The organism is Pseudomonas sp. PDM27, assembly GCF_019219205.1.
GTDB classification, from domain to species: Bacteria; Pseudomonadota; Gammaproteobacteria; order Pseudomonadales; family Pseudomonadaceae; genus Aquipseudomonas; species Aquipseudomonas laurylsulfatiphila.
This window is the reverse complement of sequence record NZ_JAHUWF010000005.1, coordinates 13,396-36,328: the sequence shown is the minus strand read 5'-3', so window position 1 is coordinate 36,328 and position 22,933 is coordinate 13,396. Positions and strand designations below refer to the sequence as shown.

The following is a 22,933-nucleotide window of genomic DNA, read 5'->3' as shown; positions in this document are numbered from 1 at the left end:
AGGCCGCCGGGCAAAGTGGCCCGGATCAAGCCGTTGAACAATGGCGTAAGAGGTCTGCGCATGGAAAGGCATCCTTGCTCGACTCAGGGTGTTTGTTGGGTGATCTCGATACCGCGAATGACTTCCACGCTCTGCTTGCGCGGGGCGGCGACAGAGTGGGTGACAGGTTTGGGTGGCCCGGTCATGGCCAACTGGCTGAATTGCAACAACTCGCGGTTGGCATTGGCCAGGTTGGCGGCAGAGTTGCTTTCGCCGGCCCAGTAGCGCGCCAGGCGTTTCTCATCGGCGCTGCGCACGGCCAGGCGCAGCACGCCGGCCTGGGTCGCGAGCATCAGGCGGCTCACCAGTTGTTCAGGAACGGCGAGCAACACGGTGCGGGCCGCGGCGCGCGATTGATCCTGTTTGAGTTTTTCCTCGGCGTTGCGCGCCGGGCTGGAAGGCTGGCCGTCGTTGGTCAACCCCAACTGCTCGCCGACCCCGAGCACCCGCAAGGCCGGCACCACGAGTTGGGCCGTTGGCTGAGGATTGAGGGTGTCCATGCGCAGGAACAGCAGCACATCGACATAGTCGCCCGGGGTCAGTTGCCCGCCGACAATGACCACTTCGTCCGTGGCGACCGCCAGGGCGCGTTCATTGGGGCGGATCATCCGCGACAGCTTGCTGCCGGCTTCGAAGCTTTCGTCGTTGAGCCAGCTGCCGGCGGTGAGGGCGCGCCAAGGGGTGCGGCCAATCGCCTGGTCGAGGCTGGTGAGGCTGCCGGCCGGAGCGGTGTGCAACTGTTCCAGCACGACATCGGCGGCGGTGATCGGCGTATAGGGCGCGACATCGTTGACCAGCACGACCACGGGATGGCGGGTCGGGTCATTTACCGACACGGGCGCTTGTGCGATGGCCGGCGGTGCATTGACGGTGGATTGGGCTACGGCCTCGGGAGCCGGTTGGCGACTCAATGTGAGCCCCCAGTAACCGGTAATGATGGCGCCGACCAGAAACAATCCGGCGAGGCCCAGAGTGACACGGCTGTTCATGAAGGCTCTCCCTTTCCTGCTGCGCAAACCCCGTCAAGTCCAACGAGACAACTTCGCAATCAGGCAGCTATGAACATGGAACTATTTCGCTATTTGACCGTAGCGCAGGTAGAGCAAAATGCCATTAGCGCGGGGAAAATATCTAACGAAAGTGCAAAGTTGCGATAAAACGACCTGTTTTTGACGTCAACGAAACGGTTAATACTTTAGTGTTAATGCGTATTTACAGTTGTTGGGCCAGGGAATGCCGACAATGCTGGTGCTGGCACTGGGGAATCATGTTGCGTCCGTGCAACACCCGTCGTCGTCCAGGAGAAATCTCATGTCTTTTTCCAAGCTTGTTGAGAAGGTCAAATCCGGGATCGCTTTTTACAAGGGCCTGGCCAAGGATACCGAGGGTGCGTCCGGTATCGAGTACGCGATCATTGCGGCCATGGTCGCAGTGGTGCTCGCCGGTTTCAGCCCGGGTGTCCAGAACGCCATCACGGCCACGTTCAACACTATTCAAGCGGCGCTGTGACAAGGAAGCCGACAATTTGCGGTTGCTTCACAGGGTTTCTAACGTCAGCGCTTCGTCCCTTGCAGGTGTCACCTCATGAACGCTCACGCACAGCCACGCCAACAGCTGCTTCTGGTGGATGACGAAGAGGACGCATTGCTTGAGTTGGCGGAGTTGCTGGAGGGTGAGGGGTTCAATTGTTTTACCGCCACTTCGGTCAAACTTGCGCTGCAGCATCTGACCCGGCATCCCGATATCGCTTTGGTGATCACTGATTTGCGCATGCCGGAGGAGAGTGGCATGTCGTTGATCAGGCGGTTGCGCGAGCATACGTCTCGTGAGCATTTGCCGGTGATTGTGATGTCGGGGCATGCGGGTATGGATGATGTCAGTGATATGTTGCGCTTGCAGGTGCTGGATCTTTTTCGCAAGCCGATTTATCACGTGCGGTTGTTGGAGACGTTGAATAATCTGTTTCCGTTGCCGCAGGTTTATTTGGTTAAGGGGTGAGTTGAGTACATATCCGTTATTTAGGTAACGGCGGCTTATGGTTTCGCCCTTACGGCGACTCCCTTTTTTACAAGCGCCTAAAAAAGGAAGCAAAAAACACTCGCCCCGAACGTACGGCCCCTCGCTGAGGCTCGGGGTTCCTTCGCTGCGGTATTCATCACCTCCGCTCAGCCTGCCGAGGGGGCGGGTGGATCAAGATCAAAAGCGGCAGGCGAGCTAACGCTCGGCCTGTAGGAGCTGCCGCAGGCTGCGATCTTTTGATCTTGATCTTCCGCTCTTAAAAAACAAAATCAAAAGATCGCAGCCTGCGGCAGCTCCTACAGGGATTTTTGTCCGTCCGCGATATTCGCGGTTTACCCGGTCAATGTAGGAGCTGCCGAAGGCTGCGATCTTTTGATCTTGATCTTCCACCCTTTCGACATTGTCAAAATCAAAGGTAGGAGCAAGCTTATCAGGCCACCGGCCGCCAATGCCCGACCATGTGCTCCAGCTCTCCGACACCCACCAACTCAAACTCCCCGCTCGCCCCTGGCTCGCTGGCCAGCAACGCCACCTCACTGGGCAACCGTACCGGCTTCTTGAACTGCACCGCGATCTCGACGTTCGCCACAGGCAGGTGCCCGGCCAGTGCCGCCAGTGTGCGCGCCTTGTTCCACAGGCCGTGGGCGATGGCGGTCGGGAAGCCGAAGAGTCGGGCGCTGGCCGCGCTCAGGTGGATCGGGTTGTAGTCGCCGGACACCTTGGCGTATTGCCGGCCGATGTCCGAGGGTGCTTTCCAGTGTTCGACTTCGTTCATGTCCAGACTCGTTACCAGGTTCTCCTCAAGCGGTTCGCCCTCGAGTTTGACGCCGCGGCAGAGCATCCGGCTTTGTGCCTCCCACAACGGCCCCAGTTGATCGTCAAGGGTGGTCAGCAAATCGAACGTCGCGCCTTTGGCGTGGGGTTGCAGGTTCTGCACCTGCACGCTGACACGCGCCCGACTTACCCCGCCCATGGGGCGTAGCAGGCGAATTCGATTGCTCAGGTGAATCAGGCCCAGCAGCGGGAACGGGAAGTCCCTGGCTGTGAGCAATTGCATCTGCAAGGCAAAGCCGAGGATATGCGGATAGGTCGGCGGCAGCAGGCCGTTGTCGGCGAAACCACAGACCTTTCGATAGGCCGCCAGGCGTTTGGGATCGACGTCGACCCAGCAGCGCAAACCCGAATCGGGCAGGGTGGTGCCAGTGATTTTTCGCCGTGTCGCCGCTCGTGCGTACAACCCCGGGAGGCTCGGTTCGCGGTTGAGAGTGTGCCAGTCGGTGATCATCCTCAAGCCCCCAGAACGCTTTGCCCGCAGACGCGCAACGCTTGCCCGGTGAATGCGCCGGTGCCCGGTTGCGCGAGCCAGGCCACGGCTTCGGCGACGTCCTGTGGCAGGCCGCCCTGGCCGAGGGAGCTCATGCGCCGTCCGGCTTCGCGCAGGCCGAAGGGGATGTGCGCGGTCATTTGCGTTTCGATGAATCCCGGTGCCACGGCGTTGATGCTGATGCCGCGTTCGGTGAGCAGCGGCGCCCAGGCTTGCGCCAGGCCTATGAGCCCGGCCTTGCTCGCGGCGTAGTTGGTTTGCCCGCGATTGCCGGCGATACCGCTAATGGAGGCCAGCAGAATCACCCGGGCGTTGTCGTGCAGGGCGCCGCTATCGAGCAGGGCTTTGGTCAGCACTTGCGGTGCGTTGAGGTTGACGGTCAGTACGGCGTCCCAAAAGTCCGGGGTCATGTTGGCCAGGGTTTTATCGCGGGTGATGCCGGCGTTGTGCACCACGATGTCGAGGCCGTCGGGCAATTGTTCGATCAACTGCGCGGCGGCGTCTTCGGCGCAGATGTCGAGGCTGATGCTGCGCCCGCCGAGGCGTGCGGCGAGGGCGTCGAGATCGGTTTTGGCCGCAGGCACGTCGAGCAGGATGACGTCGGCACCGTCACGGGCCAGGGTTTCGGCGATGGCGGCGCCAATGCCGCGTGCTGCGCCGGTAACCAGTGCCTTGCGCCCGGCGAGCGGGCGCGTCCAGTCGCTGACGGGTGTCGAGCACGGATTCAGGCGAATGACCTGCCCGGACACGAAGGCGCTTTTCGGCGAGAGGAAAAACCGCAGCGGGCCTTCCAGTTGCGCCTCGGCCCCTTCGCCGACGTAGATCAACTGCAGGGTGCCACCGCTGCGCAATTCCTTGGCCAGGGAACGGCTGAATCCCTCCAAGGCACGCTGCGCACTGGCGGCGAACGGGTCACGCAGGGTGTGCGGATCGCGTCCGAGAATCACCAGGTGCGCGCAGTGATCGAGGTTTTTCATCAGCGGCTGGAAGAACTCGCGCAGTTGCTTGAGCTGATCGGTGTGCAACAGGTCACTGGCGTCGAACACCACAGCCTTGAGTTTCGGTCCGTGGCCGGGAATCCAGGCCGTGGCCATCGAAGGCTCGGTGCCGTAGCTGTAGATCGCGTCGGTCAGGCGGTTGGCGAAGGCACTGACCTGTTCCGCCAACGGCCCGCCGCCGATCAGCAGCGCACCTTCCACGGGCCGCAGCCGGCCTGCCTGCCAGCGCTCCAGTCGAGTCGGTGTCGGCAACCCCAGGGCACCGACCAGGCGATGGCCGATGGACGAATTGGCGAAGTCGATATAGCGGTCAGACATGGAACGCGCTCCGAAAGCTGGGGTTCAAAGTGTGGACCATGAATGGCGATCAGTCGTTCGATCCACGAGATAAGGCCTACGCTTGGTTACATTGTAGGAGCGAGCTTGCTCGCGATGGCGGTTTATCAGGCATACAAAATTTGACTGACAGACCGCCATCGCGAGCAAGCTCGCTCCCACAGGGGACCTTGCTCACATTTAAAATTTTGCAGAGGCTTTATATGACCCAGCTGCGCCGCGTCGCGATCATCGGCGGTAACCGGATTCCTTTCGCCCGCTCCAACGGCCCCTACGCCACGGCCAGTAACCAGGTGATGCTCACCGCTGCCCTCGAAGGCCTGATCGAGCGCTACAACCTGCATGGCCAGCGCATCGGCGAAGTGGTCGCTGGCGCCGTGCTCAAGTTGGCGCGGGACATGAACCTCACACGCGAGTGCGTACTCGGCTCGCGGTTGTCGCCCGCCACCCCGGCCTACGACATCCAGCAGGCGTGCGGCACCGGGCTGGAAGCGGCGTTGCTGGTGGCGAACAAGATTGCCCTGGGCCAGATCGACTGCGGCATCGCCGGTGGCGTGGACACCACCTCGGATGCACCGATCAGCGTCAGCGAAGGGCTGCGCAAAATCCTCCTGCAAGCCAACCGCGCGAAAACCACCGGCGACAAACTGAAAACCTTCCTGCAATTGCGCCCCAAACATCTGATCCCCGAGTTCCCGCGCAACGGTGAGCCGCGCACCGGGTTGTCTATGGGGCAGCATTGCGAACTGATGGCCCAGACCTGGAACATCCCGCGCGAAGCCCAGGATCAATTGGCGCTTGAGAGCCATCAGAAGCTGGCGGCGTCCTACGCCGAAGGCTGGCACAACGATCTGATGACGCCGTTCCTGGGACTCACCCGCGACAACAACTTGCGCCCGGATTCGACCCTGGAAAAGCTCGCCGCACTCAAGCCGGCCTACGAGAAAAGCGCCAAGGGCACCCTGACGGCAGGCAACTCCACGCCGCTGACCGATGGGGCGTCACTGGTGCTGCTGGGCAGCGAGGAATGGGCGAAGGCGCGAGGGTTGCCGATTCTTGCCTACTGGCGTGACGGCGAGGCGGCGGCGGTGGATTTCGTCAACGGTGCCGAAGGGTTGTTGATGGCGCCGGTCTACGCCGTGCCGCGCTTGCTCGCGCGCAATGGCCTGACCCTGCAGGACTTCGACTACTACGAAATCCACGAAGCCTTCGCCGCGCAAGTGCTGTGCACATTGAAGGCCTGGGAGGATCCGCAGTACTGCAAAACCCGTCTCGGGCTCGATGCACCGTTGGGCTCGATTGACCGCAGTCGGCTCAACGTCAAGGGCAGTTCATTGGCGGCGGGGCATCCGTTTGCCGCCACCGGTGGGCGCATCGTTGCCAACCTGGCGAAGTTGCTGGATGCGGCGGGCAAGGGGCGGGGACTGATTTCGATTTGTGCGGCGGGCGGGCAGGGGGTGACCGCGATCATCGAACGCTGAGTTAAAACAACTGTGGGAGCGAGCTTGCTCGCGATGAGGCCATCAGCTTCAACATCTATGTTGCCTGATATACCGCCATCGCGAGCAAGCTCGCTCCCACAGGGTTTGGGGGTGTGCCGGCTGATCAGGTACGGAACCTGCGCACCAGCCCGTCCAGCTCGTTCGACAGCCCGGCCAGGCTCTGGGAGTCCAGGCGTGCCGAGTTGGCCAGTTCCGCCACCAGTTGCGCATCGCCATGGATCTGGCTGATGTGCCGGTTGATGTCTTCGGCCACTTGATGCTGTTGTTCCGCCGCCGTGGCGATCTGGGTGTTCATGTCGCGGATCACGTCCACCGACTCGCGAATCTGCCCGAAGCTGTTGCGCGCCTCACCGATGCGCGTCACCGATTGCTGGGACACTTCCAGGCTGGCGTGCATCTGTTGGGTCACCTGGCTGGTGCGTTTGGCCAGGTTGCCCAGCAGCCCGTCGATTTCCGCCGTGGAGTCGGCCGTGCGCTTGGCCAGGGCCCGCACTTCGTCGGCCACCACGGCAAAGCCGCGTCCCTGTTCACCGGCCCGTGCCGCTTCGATCGCGGCGTTCAGGGCCAACAGGTTGGTCTGTTCGGCGATCGAACGGATGGTCCCCAGGATCGACTGAATGTCGTTGCTGTCGCGCTCCAGTTGTTGCATCGACTGGGCCGACTGTTCGATTTCCTGGCTCAGGCGATCCACGCTGTTCACCGCTGCATCGATCTGTTGCTGACCTTCGCGCGCCTGGCGCTGGCCACTGTCGGCGGATTCCGCCGCCTGGCTGCAAGAGCGCGCGACTTCGTTGGCGGTGGCGACCATTTCGTGGAACGCCGTGGACACCATGTCCACCGCTTCACGCTGGCGTCCGGCGGCTTCGGCCATGTCGCTGGAGACCTGGGTCGAACTCTTGGACGTGGCGAGGATCTTGCCCGCTGCGCCGCCGATGTTCTGGATCAGGTTGCGAATCGCGGTCAGGAACTGGTTGAACCAGTTGGCCAGTTGCGCGGTTTCGTCGTTGCCACGGATTTGCAGGTTCTGGGTCAGGTCGCCTTCGCCCTGGGCGATGCCTTCCAGACCGCTGGCCACACTGCGGATCGGACGCACGATGAGGCTGGCAAAACTGGCGCCGACGATGGCGAAGATGACGGCCAGGACGGCGGCGATGATGGCGATCAACCAGGTCAACTGGGTCGCGGAGCTCATCACGTCGTTCTGTTTGATCAGGCCGATGAAGGTCCAGCCCAGTTGCTCCGACGGCCAGACGTTGGCCATGTAGCGCTCGCCGTTCAACTCCACTTCCACCAGGCCCTTGCCGGCCTTGGCCAGTTGCGCGTAGCCCTCGCCCAGGCTGTTCAGCGGTTTGAAGTTGTGTTCCGGTTGTTTCGGATCCACCAGGACCGTGCCGGTGTTTTCCAGCAGCATCAGGTAGCCGGTTTCACCGAGCTTGATCTGTTTGACGATTTCGGTGAGCTGCTTGAGCGTCACGTCGATGCTGACCACGCCGCCGTTGGTGCCCAGCTTGTTGTCGATGGTGCGCACGGTGCTGACGTAGGTCGCGTCGTCCTGGGCCCAGTAGTAGGCCTCGGTGCGGAACGGCTTGCCCGGTTTGGCTTGGGCGGCCTTGTACCAGGGACGCTGGCGCGGGTCGTAGTTGTTCAGCTTCGGATCATCCGGCCACGACACGTAGCCGCCCGCAGCCGTGCCGAGGATGGCATAGGCGTAGGACGGGTGGCTGTTGCCCAGGTCCTGGAGCAGGGTGAAGACTTTCTTGTCCATCTCGCCCTGGGGAACGCTCTCGGCGTTGGCAGCCATGTAAGTCTTGAGGCTGTCGTCGGAGTTTCGGATCAGCGGCTGCTTGGCCAGGTAATCGACGTTCTGGCTGATGCCGTCAAAGAACAATTGCATGGCGTTGCTGACCTGACGAATCTCTCGGGCACTGCCGTCGATAAATTCGTCTCTGGCATCACTGCGCAGGTTCAGCACAACGAGGGTGGCGACCAGCACCACGGGCAGGCAGGCGATGATTGCAAACGCCCAGGTCAACTTCTGTTTGATGTTCATCCGCGCTCCAGATTTTCTTGTAGGCCCACGCAGTGCAGATGACTCGCGGTTTATTGGCAGCCGTAATCGTTCTTGGTCAACCCGGGTCCTTGAGTGCGGCATCGCTTTTGTTGTGGCAGCGATTGTCGGACAAATCACTTTGTCACTAAGGACTTCGGCTGTTGTCGGAGGAAATTGAGGCCTGTTGGGAAAAATCCTACGGAAGGATTCAGAAGTGGTGTCAGCTTCTGTCGCAATTGCCCTCAATGTCCTTGCACAACAAGTGACGCAGGCTCGGCTATGATCCGGAGCGACCTGTGGCGGTCGTCGGTTTTACCCGTTGAAATCGGCACATTGTGTGCTTGTTCAATGTTCATAAGTCGGCAACCCCTCCCCCCCGTGAGTGGATTGCCGTATAACGAATGACTTTCGCGTGTTTGGTAATAAAGGACCCACAATAAAAGCTGATGAAGACTCCAAAACGCATTGAACCCCTGATCGAGGACGGTCTGGTCGACGAGGTGCTGCGCCCACTCATGAGTGGTAAAGAAGCAGCTGTTTACGTGGTGCGCTGCGGTAACCAGTTACGTTGCGCGAAAGTCTACAAGGAGGCGAATAAACGCAGTTTCCGTCAGGCGGCCGAGTATCAGGAAGGCCGCAAGGTGCGCAACAGCCGTCAGGCCCGGGCGATGGCCAAGGGCTCCAAGTTTGGCCGCAAGGAAACCGAAGACGCCTGGCAGAACGCTGAAGTGGCGGCACTGTTCCGTCTGGCCAATGCCGGTGTGCGGGTGCCCAAGCCGTTCGACTTCCTTGAAGGCGTGCTGCTCATGGAGCTGGTGGCCGACGAGTACGGTGATGCCGCGCCGCGCCTGAACGATGTGGTGCTGGAACCGGACCAGGCACGGGAATATCACGCGTTCCTGATTTCGCAGATCGTGCTGATGCTGTGTACCGGTCTGGTGCACGGCGACCTGTCCGAGTTCAACGTGCTGCTGACGCCGACCGGCCCGGTGATCATCGACCTGCCTCAAGCGGTGGATGCGGCGGGCAACAACCACGCGTTCAGCATGCTGGAGCGCGACGTGGGCAACATGGCCTCCTACTTCGGGCGGTTTGCGCCGGAATTGAAGAAGACCAAGTACGCCAAGGAAATGTGGGCCTTGTACGAGGCCGGCACCTTGCACCCGGCCAGCGTCCTGACCGGCGAGTTCGCCGAATCGGAAGATCTGGCCGACGTGGGCGGCATCATGCGCGAAATCGAGGCTGCGCGCCTGGATGAAGAGCGCAAGCAAGCGGCACGCGCGGCGGACGATGCACCGCCGGGCAAGACCGAAGAACCGCCTCCACCGTGGATGCAGTGATCGGCTAAAGAAAAACCCGGCTTCGGCCGGGTTTTTTATGCCCTCTGTAGGAGCTGCCGCAGGCTGCGATCTCTTGATCTTGCTTCTAAAAAAACAAGATCAAAAGATCGCAGCCTTCGGCAGCTCCTACAGGGTGGGAGTGCAGCAGCCGGATTCCAGGTTCTTGAGAATCGGGCAGTCCGGCCGATGATCGCCATGGCAGTGCTCAACCAGATCCTGCAACGTATCGCGCAACTGCCCCAGTTCACGGATCTTCCGGTTCAGCTCATCGATATGCTGACGGGCCAAAGCCTTCACATCGGCGCTGGCGCGCTGGCGGTCTTGCCAGAGGGTCAGCAACTTGCCGACTTCCTCCAGGGAAAACCCCAGGTCCCGCGAGCGCTTGATGAACGCCAGCGTGTGCAGGTCGTCATCGCCATACACCCGATAACCGCTGTCGGTGCGATGGGCCGCCTTGAGCAGGCCGATGGATTCGTAATAACGGATCATCTTTGCGCTCAGGCCGCTGTGGCGGGCCGCTTGGCCGATGTTCATCGGTTGTCCTCCAGATCCTTGGGTTTCCAGGTTTTCAACAGTAGCGCATTGCTCACCACGCTGACGCTCGACAACGCCATGGCTGCACCGGCCAGCACTGGATTGAGGAAGCCAAACACCGCCAGCGGAATGCCGATCAGGTTGTAGACAAAGGCCCAGAACAGGTTCTGCCTAATCTTGGCGTAGGTCTTGCGACTGATCTCCAATGCGGCCGGTACCAGCCGCGGATCGCCACGCATCAGGGTGATGCCGGCCGCGTGCATGGCGACGTCGGTGCCGCCACCCATGGCGATGCCGATGTCGGCGGCGGCCAGTGCCGGGGCGTCATTGATGCCGTCGCCGACCATCGCCACCACGCCGGTTTCTTTCAGTGCGGCGACCGTCGCGGCTTTGTCCGCCGGCAGCACTTCGGCATGCACGTCCTGGATGCCCAGCGCCTCGGCCACCACCTTGGCACTACCGCGATTATCGCCCGTCAGCAGGTGGCTGCTGATGTTCCGTGCGCTCAGTTGCTGCACCGCTTGCAGCGCGCCTGGCTTGAGGGTGTCACCGAAGGCGAACAGGCCCAGCACCTGGGGATCGGGGGATTGTTCGATCAGCCAGGACAAGGTCCGGCCTTCTTGTTCCCACGCGATCGCCGAGTCAGCCAACAGTCCGGCGCTCAAGCCGCTGTCCTCCAGCAGGCGACGGTTGCCCAGGGCCAGGCGACGCCCCTCCAGTGTGCCGGCAATGCCGCGGCCGGTCAGGGACTGGCTGTCGCTGACGTCGGCCACCTTCAAGCGGCGTTCGGCGCAGGCATCCAGAACAGCCTTGGCCAGCGGATGCTCACTGCCGCGTTGCAGGGCGCCGGCCCGTTGCAGCAGGCTCGCTTCATTGCCGTCGATGGCACTCAGATGAGCAATGCGCGGGGCGCCTGAGGTCAGGGTGCCGGTCTTGTCGAATACCACCGCGCAGACCTCATGGGCACGCTCCAGGGCTTCGGCGTCCTTGATCAGAATCCCGTAGCGTGCCGCCACACCGGTGCCGGCCATGATCGCCGTCGGCGTCGCCAGGCCCAGTGCGCAAGGGCAGGCGATCACCAGCACCGCCACGGCGTTGATCAGCGCGGTTTCCATCGGCGCGCCATACAGCAGCCACCCGATCAAAGTCGCCAAGGCAATCACCAGCACGGTGGGTACGAATACCTGGCTGACTTTATCCACCAGTTTCTGGATCGGCGCCTTTGCGGCCTGGGCGTCTTCCACCAGGCGGATGATCCGGGCCAGTACGGTTTCCGCACCGAGGGCCTGGGTACGCACCAGCAACCGGCCTTCACCGTTGATCGCGCCGCCAGTGACTTTGTCGCCGGGCTGTTTGGGCACCGGCAGGCTCTCGCCACTGATCAGGGCTTCGTCGGCGTGGCTCTGGCCTTCTATCACTTCGCCATCGACCGGGAAGCGCTCTCCGGGTTTGACCATCACCAGGTCATTGAGGCGCAGGGCGCTGATGGCGACTTCCTGCTCGCGGCCATCGAGCACCTGAATCGCCCGTTCCGGGCGCAAGGCCTCGAGGGCGCGGATGGCGCTGGCGGTCTGGCGCTTGGCGCGGCTTTCCAGGTACTTGCCCAGCAATACCAGGGCAATCACCACCGCCGAGGCTTCGAAATACAGGTGCGGCATGCGCCCGGTGGCGGTGGCCCATTCATACACACTCAAGCCATAACCGGCGCTGGTGCCCAGGGCCACCAGCAAATCCATGTTGCCGGCCCCGGCGCGTACGGCTTTCCAGGCAGCGATGTAAAACCGTGCACCGAAAATGAATTGCACCGGCGTGGCCAAGGCGAATTGCGCCCAGGCCGGGAGCATCCAGTGCACGCCGAACGGTTGCAGCAGCATCGGCAAGACCAGCGGCAAGGCGAGGGCGATGGCCATGATCAAGGCCAGGCGTTCGCGATGCAGGCGCTGTTGCTGATTGTCGGCCGGCGGGTGTTCGGCTTCCCATACGCTGGCGGCGTAACCGGCCTTGGTCACGGCCGCGATCAGGGTTTGCGGATCGACCTGGCCGAGCAGTTCAAGGTGGGCGCGTTCATTGGCCAGGTTGACGCTGACGCTTTTCACGCCGGCCACCTTGCCCAGCGCCCGCTCGACCCGACCAACGCAGGACGCGCAGGTCATGCCGTCGATGCTCAGCTCCAGGCTTTGCTGCGGCACGCTGTAGCCGGCCTTGGCCACGGCATCCATCAGGGCCGGCAGGCTGTCGCTGGGTGCCTGGACCCGAGCCTGTTCAGTGGCGAGGTTGACGCTGACGGCACTGGCGCCAATGACTTTGCTCAAGGCGCGCTCGACACGCCCGGCGCAACTGGCGCAGGTCATGCCGGCAATCGGCAGGTCGAACGTGGTGGATTCGGACATCGGTCGCACTCCCTGTAGTAGATGACCACAGGATCAACCTTGCCATGCTGGCAAGGTCAAGTGCCAATCTTAGACGTGCCACTGATTGAATGTGGGAGCGGGCTTGCTCGCGAAGGCGTCGTGTCAGTCGACATCAATGTTGCATGACACACCGCTTTCGCGAGCAAGCCCGCTCCCACAAGGGTTGCGCGTCAGTAGCCGAGACCGGCGCGCTTGAGGTACATCCCTTCCTGCGTCATCGCGATCCGGTACTTGAGGACATCGCCGGCCTTGAGCTGGATGTCCTGCGACCCCGGCGCGAGCATGCCCGGATTGCAACCCGGCATCTGCCCCGGGAGTAACTTGAGGCGCAGCGAGACGATGCCGGGCGGCAGGTTGAACGAGGTGCTCTGCTCCTGAAACAGCCGTGCTGCCAATTGATCCTGGATATACACACCGATCTCGCAGCTGGTCGCGACTTCCAGGCGCTCGCGGGAAATGATCAGCACGCCATAATCCTGACCGGCAGCATTGACCGAAGGCACGGCGGCGAAAAGGCTGAGAAAGCCAAACAGGCTGAAAACTGACCAGCGCATGGCTGAATCTCCTGAGTTCGAGTCATTGATGGACGCAGCTTGGCCGAGCGTAGCGCCGATTGCCAGCCCGGCAGCTAACTTCAGAACTTGACCTTGCCATGGTGGCAAGCTCGAAACTGGACTCAACCCTCGGAAAAGGAGTCATCCCATGCAAGTGTTCAACGTTGAAGGCATGTCTTGTGGCCACTGCGTCAAGGCCATCACTCAGGCCGTGCAGGCCAAGGACCCGGCAGCCAGTGTGCGGGTCGATCTGGCGGCTAAAGAAGTCGGTGTCGAAAGTGCGCTGACTGCCCAGCAAGTGATCGAGGCGATCAGCGAAGAGGGTTATGGCATCAAACTGGCCTGATTTTGATAGTTAGCGAGCTACCGGAATGTTCAAGGCGTCCATGCGCGGCTAGACTGTCGGGCTGCCGACCCCTGCCTCACTGGATGCCTGATGAACTTCCGTACCATTCTGATTCTCGGCGCCTTGAGCGCCTTCGGTCCGCTGGCGATCGATTTCTACCTGCCGGCCTTCCCGGCCATGGCGCTGGCTTTCGGGACTGACGAAAATCACGTCCAGATGACGTTGGCGGCCTACTTCCTCGGCTTGTCCATCGGTCAGTTGGCCTATGGCCCGGTGGCGGATCGTTTCGGGCGACGCATTCCGTTGCTCACCGGTGTCGGCCTGTTCACCGCTGCCTCGGTGGCGTGCGCCTATGCGCCGAATCTGGAGTGGCTGATCGGTGCACGTTTCGTCCAGGCATTGGGTGGCTGCGCGGGCATGGTGATTTCCCGGGCGGTGGTCAGCGACAAATGCGATGCGGTGGGCTCGGCGAAAGTCTTTTCACAGTTGATGCTGGTGATGGGGCTCGCGCCTATCCTCGCGCCCTTGCTGGGTGGGTTGCTGGTCAACACCACAGGCTGGCAGTCGATTTTCCTGGCCTTGACCGGGTTCAGTGCGTTGGCGGGGCTGGCGGTGGCCACGGGATTGCCGGAAAGCTTGCCGGCCCACATACCGCGCCAACCGTTGTCGGGTGCGCTGCGTCAGTACGGTCGGTTGCTGGCCGACCCGATATTTCTTGGCCACGCCTTGACCGGGGGCATCGCCATCGCCGGGATGTTTGCCTACATCGCCGGTTCACCCTTCATCATCATCAAGCTCTACGGCGTTCCGGCCGAGCATTTCGGCTGGTTGTTCGGCACCAATGCGGCGGGCTTCATTCTGGTGGCGCAGGTCAACGCGCGGCTGCTGGCCAAACGTGGCCCGACGTTCTTGCTGGCGCGCGCGGTGTGGGTTTATCTCGCGGCCGGTCTGACCCTGCTCGCTGTCAGCGCTCTGCATCCGGCCCACCTGTGGCCGCTGCTGATTCCATTGTTCATCTGTATTTCCAGTCTCGGTTGCATCAGCCCCAACGCCGCCGCCTGCGCGATGAACGGGCAGGGCGCACGGGCCGGCAGCGCGTCGGCGCTGCTCGGTTGCCTGCAGTTCAGTGTGGCGGCCGGCGCCTCCGCGCTGGTGGGCATTTTGCACGATGGCAGCGCCGTGCCGATGGCCATGGTCATCAGCCTGTGCGGAATTCTGGTGGTGAGCGCTGCGGTGCTCACCCGGCGTTTGCAAAATGCCCGGGCGCTGGCGCAAGCCCAGGCTTGAGGCCGGAATCAGCCGGCAGCACGCTGCGGGTGGAGGATGGGAATCTGGTGAGGAGCCTGGATGCGGGCTTCGAGGGTACGCGTGAAAGCGCGAGCTTCTGCTTCGCTGCGGAACGTCACCGCATGCTGGTCCAAGCGGACTTGCCACTGGGATTTTGCCAATTCTTTTATCAGGATCTTCACAGCGGATCACCTCTCGTAAAAGACGTTACGCAAAAGACTGCCTCGCAGGAGATTCGATTGTAGTCCTGAATACGAGCATCATTGTGACAAGGATCAACTGTCGGACTGACGGTTTGTAACTAAAAAAAACACGACTTTTCGAGGGCGTCCACAGCGTTTGTCTGCGACCGGGACGTTCCGGTCGCAGACGAAAAAACGCAGAAACGATGAAGTCGGAAAGGTTTTTTCCAGCGCTTCAAAACCCTTCCAGCACAATCTTGCCCTTGGCCTTGCCGCTTTCCAGCAGGGCATGGGCACGGCGTAAATTGGCCGCATTGATCGTGCCGAAGTGTTCGCCCACCGTGGTTTTCAGTGTCCCGGCATCGATCAGCCAGGCGACGCGATTGAGCAGGTTGTGCTGCTCGATCATGTCCGCGGTTTCAAACAGTGAGCGGGTGTACATGAACTCCCAGTGCAGTGACAGGCTCTTGCGCTTGAGCTTGGTCACGTCCAGCGACTTGGGGTCATCAATCAGTGCCAGCTTGCCTTGGGGCGCCAATGCCTCGACCAGTTGGTCCAAGTGCTGGTCGGTCTGGGTCAGGCTGGCGACGTGGGTGACCTGATCCACACCGGCCTTCTTGAGTGCTTCGCTCAGTGGCTGGCCATGGTCGATCACCAGATCGGCACCCAGCTCTTTCACCCAGCTTTGGGTTTGCGCACGCGAAGCGGTACCGATGACTTTCAGGGCCGTCAGCTTGTGAGCCAGCTGCGTGAGAATCGAGCCCACGCCACCTGCCGCGCCGACGATCAACAGGCTCTGGCCTTCGTCGGTTTTGTCTTCGCGCACTTGCAGGCGTTCGAACAACAGTTCCCACGCCGTGATCGCGGTGAGCGGCAGGGCGGCGGCCTCGGCGAAACCCAGGGTCTTGGGCATGTGGCCGACGATGCGTTCGTCCACCACATGCAACTCGCTGTTACCGCCCGCACGGGCGATGGAGCCAGCGTAAAACACCTTGTCGCCGACCGAGAACAGCGTCACCTCAGTGCCCACGGCCTTGACCACGCCAGCCACGTCCCAGCCCAGTACCTTGGCCGCACCGCCTTCCGGCTGGACGTTCTGGCGCACCTTGGTGTCCACCGGGTTGACCGAGATGGCTTTGACTTCCACCAGCAAGTCGCGAGGGCCGGCAACCGGCTCCGGCAGCTCGATGTCTTGCAGGGCTTTGTCATCACTGATCGGTAACGAGGCGTAGTAGGCAATGGCTTTCATGGGGACTCCTGAACACTAATAAAGAAGCGATTCGATGGAGAGATGATTGGCTATTTCTCCTGAAGATAAAACCGGCTAAAAGAGCAGTCTCTTTCAATGTTTTTTTGATAATCGGTGCTCTTGATGCTGCGTTTCGATGACTTGCAGTTGTTTGTCCGGGCGGCGGACCTGGGTAGTCTGTCCGCCGCCGCGCGGGGCATGGACATGTCGGCGGCGGTGGCCAGTGCAGCGCTCAAGCGCATTGAACAGCAACTGGGCGCCCGTCTATTGGCCCGTTCGACCCGCAGCTTGCGCCTGACCGCCGAGGGCGAGGGCTTTCTCGAATACGCCCGCGCGGCCTTGAGCAATCTCGACGAGGGCCGGCGATTACTGGCCAGCGGTCAGGACCAGGTCAGCGGGGTTCTGCAACTGTCGGCGCCGTCGGACTTTGGCCGCAACCTGCTGTTGCCCTGGCTTGACCAGTTTCAGCGCGAGCATCCGAAACTGACCGTGCGCCTGCTGCTGGGGGACCGCATCGCCGACCTGTTCCGCCAGCCGGTAGACGTTGCCCTGCGCTACGGTGAACCGGAGGACTCCAGCCTGGTGGCGCTGCCCATCGCCCCGCAGAACCGCCGGGTGTTGTGCGCCGCTCCCGACTATCTGGCTCGCCACGGCGAACCGCGGCATCTGGAGCAACTGGCACAGCACAATTGCCTGTTGTACATGCTCGGCAGCAGGGTCCACGATCACTGGAGTTTTCACGACGGCAAACGCGAAGTCAGCCTGACCGTCAGCGGCGATCGCTTCAGTGACGATGCCGATGTCGTTCGCCTTTGGGCCGTGGCCGGTGCCGGGATCGCCTACAAATCCTGGTTCGATGTCGCCGCCGATGTACTGGCCGGCCGCTTGAAGGTGCTGATGCCGGAACTGATCTGCGAGCGTGCACCGTTGAATCTGTTGTGCGCCCATCGCGCTCAATTGAGTAAGCCGGTGAACCTGCTGCGCGAAATGCTTGTCAGCCGATGCACCCTGTTGAGCAGTCAATTTCCGGGCTTTTCGGATATCGATCATTAGTCGTACGAAAAAAGAGAAATTTCCCTCAGGAACTATCACCACCTATAGCGGGCGGAGGACAGGATCCGCCGACCAACCCGCATATACTAGCGTCCTCATCATCTAAGTAGCGTCGATCCCCCAATGGCGGGTCCACGTTCGAGTCGGCCCGGCAGCACGGTCATCCTTCTGGACTTCGCGGCATCGGCCAGGCAGCGCTAATGGGTGAGCAAGGCGTTGCCGGACTCATGGCCGTTTCCACGGATTGGCCGACGACACATTACTGGTCAAGATGTATCTGGTCAGAAGACGAAACGATTCAACAGGGAGTGAATACATGGAACATGCACCTTGCATCAGCCAGATCGCCACATTGCTGGCTGACCCAAAGCGCAGCGCAATGATGTGGGCCTTGATGGATGGTTCGGCGCGAGCAACCGAAGAGTTGGCTTTGCTGGCGGGCCTGTCACCGTCTTCGGCCAGTGCACACCTGGGGCGTTTGTCCGCTGGAGGTCTGTTAAGGGTTGAAAGCCGCGGCCGCAAACGTTTCTTCCGCCTGGCTGCCCCCGAGGTCGGGGCGGCAATCGAAGCGCTGGCCAGCGCGACCTTCGCCAGCGCGCCCCAGGATATTCCGGACGTGTTCAAGCGCAATGCGCCACTCGTCAAACCCCGGGCAGTGCGCTCGTCATTGCTGAGTGCCCGGCTGTGCGACGATCACTTGGGGGGGACCCTGTCCGCCGACCTGTATCAGCGATTGCTGGAAGCGGGCTGGATCGAACATTCGGATCAGCGGGTCACGGTCACGCTCAAGGGCGCGACGGAGTTGGCGGCACGGGGAGTGTTCATCCAGGCGCTGGCTCATCACAACGGCAGGGTTGCCTGCGCGTGCCCTGACTGGAGCGAAAGACGCCCGCACATGGGCGGCTCGCTGGGTGCGGCCTTGTTGCAGCTGTTCATGCAGTCGGGGTGGCTGAGCTTGCCCAACGATTCCCGAGCCTTGCAGGTGACGGCGTCAGGGCAACGGGAAATTCATCGCTTTGCCCTGGAAACCGAGCTGGAAATGGCACTGTAGGCGCTGGCAAGCCAGCTCCTGCAGTTGGAGTTGCGGTGTTGCTCAGGGTTTCACCAACCGCGCATCGAGGCTGTTCTGCGCCAGGCGTTTGGCCTGGTCCTGGGTCATGCCCAGGTGGGTGTGCAGGGCATGGAAGTTCTCCGTGACATAACCGCCAAAGTACGCCGGGTCATCGGAGTTCACGGTCACTTTCACACCGCGTTCCAGCATGTCGAGAATGTTGTGCTGCGACATGTGATCGAACACGCACAGTTTGGTGTTCGACAGAGGGCACACGGTCAGCGGGATCTGCTCGTCAATGATCCGCTGCATCAGGCGTTCGTCTTCGATGGCGCGCACGCCATGGTCGATGCGCTGGATTTTCAGCAGGTCGATGGCTTCCCAGATGTACTCGGGCGGGCCTTCTTCACCGGCGTGGGCGACGGTCAGGAAGCCTTCGTGACGGGCACGGTCGAACACGCGCTGGAACTTGCTCGGCGGGTGGCCCATCTCGGAGCTGTCCAGGCCCACGGCGACGAACGCATCACGGAACGGCAGCGCCTGATCGAGGGTTTTCTGCGCTTCGTCTTCGCTCAGATGGCGCAGGAAGCTCAGGATCAAACCGCTGGTGATACCCAGTTGCTGCTCGCCATCCTTCAGCGCGGCGGCGATGCCGTTGAGCACCACTTCGAACGGGATGCCACGGTCGGTGTGGGTCTGCGGGTCGAAGAACGGTTCGGTGTGAATCACGTTCTGTTCTTTGCAGCGCAGCAGGTATGCCCAGGTCAGGTCATAGAAGTCCTGGGAGGTGCGCAGCACATCGGCACCCCGGTAATACAGGTCGAGGAACTCCTGCAGGTTGTTGAAGGCATACGCCTTGCGCAAGGTTTCGACGTCGCTCCATGGCAAGGCAATCTTGTTGCGTTCGGCCAGGGCGAACAACAGCTCGGGCTCCAGCGAGCCTTCCAGGTGCAGGTGCAATTCTGCCTTGGGCAGGGCGTTCAGCCAGTCATACATGATTCTTTTCTCATCAGGTGCAATGGTCGCCATTCTACAGAGGGTTGCCGCAACAATTGGTAAAACCTGACCAGGCGGTTCATCACACCGCTGCCTGTTCCCGTCGATAGGCGTAGGTATCGGCGAAGCGCGAGAGCAGGAACCCGGCGCAGGTGGTGGCCGGGTATTTCGCCGGGTGCAGTGCATCCTGACAACCGGGCAGGCATTCGATGCAGGTATCCGGGTGCGGCTCGGCGAAGAACGGCATCGAATAACGATCCACGCCGAGCGGGCTGATCACCCGGTGCGGCGTCGACAGGTAACGGTCGTTGCTCCAGCGCGCCATCATGTCGCCGAGGTTGACCACGAACGTACCGTCGATGGGTGGCGCGTCGATCCATTCGCCTTTGACGTTGCGTACCTGCAAGCCACCGGCGGCGTCCTGATAGAGCAGGGTGATGCAGCCGTAGTCGGTATGGGCGCCGGCGCCTTGCTGCTCGATGGAGCTGGCCGTGTGACGCGGCGGGTAATGGATCAGGCGCAACACGCTGACAGGGTCATGGAAGCGAGTGTCGAAGAAGTCGCGCTCAATCCCCAGCGCAATGGTCATTGCCCGCAACAGCGTTTGTGCGAGGGCCTGCATGTCGACGTAGTGTTGCTCCATCAGCGCTTCCCAACCCGGCAGGGACGGATGGCGATTGGGGCCACGCAGGGGTTTTTCCGCCAGTACATCAGGGTGGTCGGTCGACAGATGCAGGCCCATGTCGAAGGTTTCCTTGAGGTCGCTGGGTTTGCTCGGGTCCAACTGTTCGGTGGCGATGGCGCCGTAGCCGCGATGGTGACGGCTCTGGGTGATGTCGATCTTGAGTTTTTCGGCGGTGGGTTGGGCGAAGAAGCGTTTGGCGTGGTCGAGCAGGGCGTCGATGCGCGCGGCGCTGATGGGATGGCCCTTGATGTAGAAGAACCCCCACTCGCGGCAGGCGTGGTCGATGTGTGCGGCCACGGCTGGCCAGGCGTTCTGGTCGTCGTTGTAGAGCGGGGCGATGTCGATGATGGGGAGGCTGGTCATGCGCAATCCTTGAAAACGCTGAATTTCCAATGTGGGAGCGGGCTTGCTCGCGAAAAGGCCGGTACATCCAACATCTCCGTTGTCTGACACACCGCATTCGCGAGCAAGCCCGCTCCCACAGGGGTTGTGTGGTGGTTGAAGTGTTACTTCGGTATTTCGGCCTTCATGCCTTCCACGTAGTAATTCATCGACGCCAGTTCCGCCGTGGTCGCGCTCACGCCCGCCGGGATTTTTTCGACGCCGGCCTGATCCTTGATCGGCCCGGTGAACGGCTGCAGCGTACCGCTCTTGATATTGGCGATGAGCTGTTCGGCTTCACTTTTCACCGCTGCCGGCACCAGGTCGCTGATCGGCAGCTCAACCGTGCCCTCTTTCAAGCCGCCCCAGTAATCCTGGGACTTCCAGTCATGGTCGATCAGGCTTTGGGCCGCCTGAATGTAGTGTGGACCCCAGTCGTTGACGATGGAGGTCAGCACCGCCTTCGGCCCGAAGTGCGCCATGTCCGAAGCGTAGCCCACCGCATACACGCCGCGACGTTCAGCGGCCTGGATGGGCGCCGGGCTGTCGGTGTGCTGGAACACTACGTCCACGCCCTGGTCGATCAGCGCGTTGGCGGCATCCGCTTCCTTGCCCGGATCGAACCAGGAGTTGACCCACACCACCTTGATCTCAGTGCCAGGGTTGTACTTGTTCAGGGCCAGCTGGATGGCGTTGATGTCGCGGATCACCTCCGGGATCGGGAACGAGGCCACATAGCCGATCTTCCTGGTCTTGGTCATCTTCGCCGCGAGGAAGCCGCCGACGTAGCGACCTTCATAGGTGCGGGCCAGGTAGGTGCCGAGGTTCTTGTCCTGCTTGTAGCCGGTGGCGTGCTCGAAGGTCACCTGGGGAAACTGCTTGGCGACTTTCACGGTCGGGTTCATGTAGCCGAAGGACGTGGTGAAGATCAGGTCGTATTTGTCCTTGGCCATGTTGCGGATCACCCGCTCGGCGTCGGCCCCTTCGGCGACGTTCTCCACGTAGTTGGTGGTGATCTGCGGGCCGAATTTTTCCACGAGCTCCTTGCGTCCCTGTTCATGCTGATACGTCCAGCCGTGGTCGCCGATCGGGCCGATGTAAACGAAGCCGACTTTCAGCGGGTCGTTGGCGCTGGCACTCAGGCTGGCGCCCAGGCCGATGGCGGCGGTAACGGCGCAAAGCAGCTTCTTCAACGGACGGTTGTGCATGAATTGGAGCTCCATTTTGTTCTGTGGTTGGCAGGGGCAATGCAAATGGCTGACCAACCGGACAACAAAAGCAAAAGATCGCAGCCTTTGGCAGCTCCTACAGAGGTACGCGAAGCCTGTAGGAGCTGCCGAAGGCTGCGATCTTTTTCAACACCAGAACCAACGCAGTGCATCTGACCAACCTCACGCCACCCTCTGGTGCGCTAAGGTAAAACGAAACGTTAACGCCACCCCGCAGTCAGTAGCTCATCGGCACCACTCGGCAAAAAAGGCTCGCCATGCTCACCACCCTCAAGCAAGAAGGTTTCCTGCTGTTGGCGTTGATCGCCGCGTGCGTGGCCTATCCGCTGGAGCACTGGATGCTGCACAGCGGACAGGCCATCGCATTGATCAGCGGGCTGGTGCTGATCGCCTTCATCGTCGCCGCCTCCATGCGCGTTGCCCATCAGGCCGAATTGCTGGCGGAGAAGGTCGGTGATCCCTACGGCACGATGATCCTGACCCTGGCCGCCGTGCTGGTGGAAGTGGTGATCCTGGCGATCATGATGAGCAACGAAGCCTCGGCCACGCTGGTGCGCGATACGATCTACTCGGCGGTGATGCTCGACATCAATGGCATCCTGGGCCTCGCGGCGTTGATGGGCGGGCTCAAGCATGGCGAACAGTCCTATAACGACGATTCGGCGCGCAGTTACAGCGTGATGATTCTCACCGCCATGGGGGTCTCGATGGTGGTGCCGGAGTTCATTCCCGAAGCGCGATGGAAGCTCTATTCGGCCTTTACCATCGGCACGATGGTGGTGCTCTATGCCTTGTTCCTGCGCATGCAGGTCGGGCCGCACAGTTATTTTTTCAGCTACAGCTACCCGGACAAGCGTCGCCGGAAGGAGCCCGGCGCGGAGCCGCAGCCGGTCAATCTGGTGCTGAGTATCGGCACCTTGGTGTTCGGGGTGGTGGTGATTGGCGCACTGGCCGAAGTGATGTCCAGTACCCTTGATCTGGGGCTGGAAGGGACGGGGGCACCGCCGGTGATTACGGCGATCCTGGTGGCGGCGATCTCTGCGGCGCCGGAGATCTTGACCGCGTTGCGCGCGGCATTGGCCAACCGCATGCAGTCGGTGGTCAACATCGCCATGGGCGCGTCACTGTCGACGGTGATCCTGACGGTGCCGGTGATGGAGGCAATGGCGCTCTATACCGGCCAGCCATTCCAGATGGCCATGACCCCGGTGCAGACCGTGATGGTTTTTCTCACCCTGATCGTCAGCGCGATCAATCTCAATGACGGCGAAACCAACGCCATCGAAGGTATGACCCATTTCGTGTTGTTTGCGACGTTTATCATGTTGTCGCTGCTTGGACTCTAAGCACCGCAAAACCAATGTGGG

Annotated in this window: 21 protein-coding genes and 1 pseudogene; 9 read left to right on the top strand and 13 right to left on the bottom strand. The window is 61.5% G+C overall.

Translation table 11 applies throughout. The features are described from left to right. Positions 1 to 83: 83 nt before the first annotated feature. On the bottom strand, positions 84 to 1,028 hold the full coding sequence (cpaB, locus tag KW838_RS12405) for a Flp pilus assembly protein CpaB (protein WP_218501221.1): 945 nt from the start codon (positions 1,026 to 1,028) through the stop codon (positions 84 to 86). Between the two features lie 322 nt (positions 1,029 to 1,350). On the opposite strand from cpaB, the gene KW838_RS12400 reads away from it, so the two are divergent. Beyond that, entirely contained in the window at positions 1,351 to 1,548 is a 198-nt protein-coding gene (locus KW838_RS12400; RefSeq protein WP_218501220.1) for a Flp family type IVb pilin, read from the top strand. 75 nt (positions 1,549 to 1,623) lie between these two features. Next, complete coding sequence (locus KW838_RS12395; protein ID WP_007980910.1) at positions 1,624 to 2,037, top strand: response regulator; 414 nt, start codon at positions 1,624 to 1,626, stop codon at positions 2,035 to 2,037. A 451-nt stretch (positions 2,038 to 2,488) separates the two neighbouring features. On the opposite strand, the gene KW838_RS12390 is transcribed toward KW838_RS12395, so the two are convergent. Continuing rightward, positions 2,489 to 3,343, bottom strand: coding sequence for a MaoC/PaaZ C-terminal domain-containing protein (locus KW838_RS12390; RefSeq protein ID WP_218501219.1), 855 nt, complete (start codon positions 3,341 to 3,343; stop codon positions 2,489 to 2,491). A gap of 2 nt (positions 3,344 to 3,345) precedes the next feature. Continuing rightward, positions 3,346 to 4,698, bottom strand: coding sequence for a 3-oxoacyl-ACP reductase (locus KW838_RS12385; protein WP_218501218.1), 1,353 nt, complete (start codon positions 4,696 to 4,698; stop codon positions 3,346 to 3,348). A 221-nt stretch (positions 4,699 to 4,919) separates the two neighbouring features. On the opposite strand from KW838_RS12385, the gene KW838_RS12380 reads away from it, so the two are divergent. Further along, positions 4,920 to 6,197, top strand: a complete 1,278-nt coding sequence (locus tag KW838_RS12380) for an acetyl-CoA C-acetyltransferase (protein ID WP_104451466.1) — start codon at positions 4,920 to 4,922, stop codon at positions 6,195 to 6,197. Positions 6,198 to 6,321: 124 nt separating this feature from the next. Here KW838_RS12380 and KW838_RS29890 read toward each other — a convergent pair whose 3' ends face one another. Together KW838_RS29890 and KW838_RS29885 are read right to left on the bottom strand one after the other, a co-directional pair. After that, entirely contained in the window at positions 6,322 to 7,050 is a 729-nt protein-coding gene (locus tag KW838_RS29890) for a methyl-accepting chemotaxis protein (protein WP_371317838.1), read from the bottom strand. A 129-nt stretch (positions 7,051 to 7,179) separates the two neighbouring features. Beyond that, positions 7,180 to 8,268 (bottom strand): annotated as a pseudogene (locus KW838_RS29885) (cache domain-containing protein); the annotation flags it as partial. 446 nt (positions 8,269 to 8,714) lie between these two features. Here KW838_RS29885 and KW838_RS12370 point away from each other — a divergent pair. Further along, complete coding sequence (locus KW838_RS12370; protein WP_102702250.1) at positions 8,715 to 9,608, top strand: PA4780 family RIO1-like protein kinase; 894 nt, start codon at positions 8,715 to 8,717, stop codon at positions 9,606 to 9,608. A gap of 126 nt (positions 9,609 to 9,734) precedes the next feature. Here KW838_RS12370 and cueR read toward each other — a convergent pair whose 3' ends face one another. From cueR to KW838_RS12355, 3 genes are all read right to left on the bottom strand, one after another. Further along, positions 9,735 to 10,142, bottom strand: a complete 408-nt coding sequence (gene cueR, locus KW838_RS12365; RefSeq protein WP_116582417.1) for a Cu(I)-responsive transcriptional regulator — start codon at positions 10,140 to 10,142, stop codon at positions 9,735 to 9,737. After that, positions 10,139 to 12,532, bottom strand: a complete 2,394-nt coding sequence (locus KW838_RS12360; RefSeq protein ID WP_218501217.1) for a heavy metal translocating P-type ATPase — start codon at positions 12,530 to 12,532, stop codon at positions 10,139 to 10,141. The genes cueR and KW838_RS12360 overlap by 4 nt, the downstream gene beginning before the upstream one ends. Before the next feature lie 191 nt (positions 12,533 to 12,723). Then, positions 12,724 to 13,107 (bottom strand): hypothetical protein, encoded by a 384-nt coding sequence (locus KW838_RS12355; protein ID WP_102702253.1) that lies wholly within the window; start codon positions 13,105 to 13,107, stop codon positions 12,724 to 12,726. Between the two features lie 148 nt (positions 13,108 to 13,255). Between KW838_RS12355 and KW838_RS12350 the strand changes: the two genes are divergently transcribed. Further along, positions 13,256 to 13,453, top strand: coding sequence for a cation transporter (locus KW838_RS12350; protein ID WP_102702254.1), 198 nt, complete (start codon positions 13,256 to 13,258; stop codon positions 13,451 to 13,453). Positions 13,454 to 13,543: 90 nt separating this feature from the next. Next, positions 13,544 to 14,740, top strand: a complete 1,197-nt coding sequence (locus KW838_RS12345; protein ID WP_218501216.1) for a multidrug effflux MFS transporter — start codon at positions 13,544 to 13,546, stop codon at positions 14,738 to 14,740. Positions 14,741 to 14,748: 8 nt separating this feature from the next. On the opposite strand, the gene KW838_RS12340 is transcribed toward KW838_RS12345, so the two are convergent. After that, entirely contained in the window at positions 14,749 to 14,922 is a 174-nt protein-coding gene (locus tag KW838_RS12340) for a hypothetical protein (protein ID WP_007971850.1), read from the bottom strand. Positions 14,923 to 15,157: 235 nt separating this feature from the next. Next, positions 15,158 to 16,171: a zinc-binding alcohol dehydrogenase family protein gene (locus KW838_RS12335; RefSeq protein WP_218501215.1), complete on the bottom strand. Its 1,014-nt coding sequence runs from the start codon at positions 16,169 to 16,171 to the stop codon at positions 15,158 to 15,160. Between the two features lie 123 nt (positions 16,172 to 16,294). Between KW838_RS12335 and KW838_RS12330 the strand changes: the two genes are divergently transcribed. Both KW838_RS12330 and KW838_RS12325 read left to right on the top strand, forming a co-directional pair. Continuing rightward, entirely contained in the window at positions 16,295 to 17,224 is a 930-nt protein-coding gene (locus tag KW838_RS12330; protein WP_218501214.1) for a LysR family transcriptional regulator, read from the top strand. 316 nt (positions 17,225 to 17,540) lie between these two features. After that, positions 17,541 to 18,275 (top strand): helix-turn-helix transcriptional regulator, encoded by a 735-nt coding sequence (locus KW838_RS12325; protein WP_218501213.1) that lies wholly within the window; start codon positions 17,541 to 17,543, stop codon positions 18,273 to 18,275. A gap of 42 nt (positions 18,276 to 18,317) precedes the next feature. On the opposite strand, the gene KW838_RS12320 is transcribed toward KW838_RS12325, so the two are convergent. The 3 genes from KW838_RS12320 to KW838_RS12310 all read right to left on the bottom strand — a co-directional run bounded on the left by KW838_RS12320 (position 18,318) and on the right by KW838_RS12310 (position 21,545). Then, the gene (locus KW838_RS12320; RefSeq protein WP_090452957.1) at positions 18,318 to 19,271 is read right to left on the bottom strand and encodes an adenosine deaminase; all 954 of its coding nucleotides are present in this window, start codon (positions 19,269 to 19,271) and stop codon (positions 18,318 to 18,320) included. Between the two features lie 82 nt (positions 19,272 to 19,353). Then, positions 19,354 to 20,319: a 2-oxoglutarate and iron-dependent oxygenase domain-containing protein gene (locus tag KW838_RS12315; RefSeq protein WP_218501212.1), complete on the bottom strand. Its 966-nt coding sequence runs from the start codon at positions 20,317 to 20,319 to the stop codon at positions 19,354 to 19,356. A gap of 143 nt (positions 20,320 to 20,462) precedes the next feature. Beyond that, a complete protein-coding gene (locus tag KW838_RS12310) occupies positions 20,463 to 21,545 on the bottom strand; it encodes a BMP family ABC transporter substrate-binding protein (RefSeq protein WP_102702261.1) in 1,083 nt (360 codons plus the stop codon). Between the two features lie 278 nt (positions 21,546 to 21,823). Between KW838_RS12310 and KW838_RS12305 the strand changes: the two genes are divergently transcribed. Next, positions 21,824 to 22,912 (top strand): calcium:proton antiporter, encoded by a 1,089-nt coding sequence (locus tag KW838_RS12305; RefSeq protein ID WP_218501211.1) that lies wholly within the window; start codon positions 21,824 to 21,826, stop codon positions 22,910 to 22,912. Positions 22,913 to 22,933: the final 21 nt, after the last annotated feature.

What these genes read in the sequence shown, in the direction of transcription:
- cpaB (WP_218501221.1), bottom strand. Translation starts at nt 1,028, where the DNA reads ATGAACAGCCGTGTCACTCTGGGCCTCGCCGGATTGTTTCTGGTCGGC.
- KW838_RS12400 (WP_218501220.1), top strand. Translation starts at nt 1,351, where the DNA reads ATGTCTTTTTCCAAGCTTGTTGAGAAGGTCAAATCCGGGATCGCTTTT.
- KW838_RS12395 (WP_007980910.1), top strand. Translation starts at nt 1,624, where the DNA reads ATGAACGCTCACGCACAGCCACGCCAACAGCTGCTTCTGGTGGATGAC.
- KW838_RS12390 (WP_218501219.1), bottom strand. Translation starts at nt 3,343, where the DNA reads ATGATCACCGACTGGCACACTCTCAACCGCGAACCGAGCCTCCCGGGG.
- KW838_RS12385 (WP_218501218.1), bottom strand. Translation starts at nt 4,698, where the DNA reads ATGTCTGACCGCTATATCGACTTCGCCAATTCGTCCATCGGCCATCGC.
- KW838_RS12380 (WP_104451466.1), top strand. Translation starts at nt 4,920, where the DNA reads ATGACCCAGCTGCGCCGCGTCGCGATCATCGGCGGTAACCGGATTCCT.
- KW838_RS29890 (WP_371317838.1), bottom strand. Translation starts at nt 7,050, where the DNA reads ATGGTGTCCACGGCGTTCCACGAAATGGTCGCCACCGCCAACGAAGTC.
- KW838_RS12370 (WP_102702250.1), top strand. Translation starts at nt 8,715, where the DNA reads ATGAAGACTCCAAAACGCATTGAACCCCTGATCGAGGACGGTCTGGTC.
- cueR (WP_116582417.1), bottom strand. Translation starts at nt 10,142, where the DNA reads ATGAACATCGGCCAAGCGGCCCGCCACAGCGGCCTGAGCGCAAAGATG.
- KW838_RS12360 (WP_218501217.1), bottom strand. Translation starts at nt 12,532, where the DNA reads ATGTCCGAATCCACCACGTTCGACCTGCCGATTGCCGGCATGACCTGC.
- KW838_RS12355 (WP_102702253.1), bottom strand. Translation starts at nt 13,107, where the DNA reads ATGCGCTGGTCAGTTTTCAGCCTGTTTGGCTTTCTCAGCCTTTTCGCC.
- KW838_RS12350 (WP_102702254.1), top strand. Translation starts at nt 13,256, where the DNA reads ATGCAAGTGTTCAACGTTGAAGGCATGTCTTGTGGCCACTGCGTCAAG.
- KW838_RS12345 (WP_218501216.1), top strand. Translation starts at nt 13,544, where the DNA reads ATGAACTTCCGTACCATTCTGATTCTCGGCGCCTTGAGCGCCTTCGGT.
- KW838_RS12335 (WP_218501215.1), bottom strand. Translation starts at nt 16,171, where the DNA reads ATGAAAGCCATTGCCTACTACGCCTCGTTACCGATCAGTGATGACAAA.
- KW838_RS12330 (WP_218501214.1), top strand. Translation starts at nt 16,295, where the DNA reads ATGCTGCGTTTCGATGACTTGCAGTTGTTTGTCCGGGCGGCGGACCTG.
- KW838_RS12325 (WP_218501213.1), top strand. Translation starts at nt 17,541, where the DNA reads ATGGAACATGCACCTTGCATCAGCCAGATCGCCACATTGCTGGCTGAC.
- KW838_RS12320 (WP_090452957.1), bottom strand. Translation starts at nt 19,271, where the DNA reads ATGTATGACTGGCTGAACGCCCTGCCCAAGGCAGAATTGCACCTGCAC.
- KW838_RS12315 (WP_218501212.1), bottom strand. Translation starts at nt 20,319, where the DNA reads ATGACCAGCCTCCCCATCATCGACATCGCCCCGCTCTACAACGACGAC.
- KW838_RS12310 (WP_102702261.1), bottom strand. Translation starts at nt 21,545, where the DNA reads ATGCACAACCGTCCGTTGAAGAAGCTGCTTTGCGCCGTTACCGCCGCC.
- KW838_RS12305 (WP_218501211.1), top strand. Translation starts at nt 21,824, where the DNA reads ATGCTCACCACCCTCAAGCAAGAAGGTTTCCTGCTGTTGGCGTTGATC.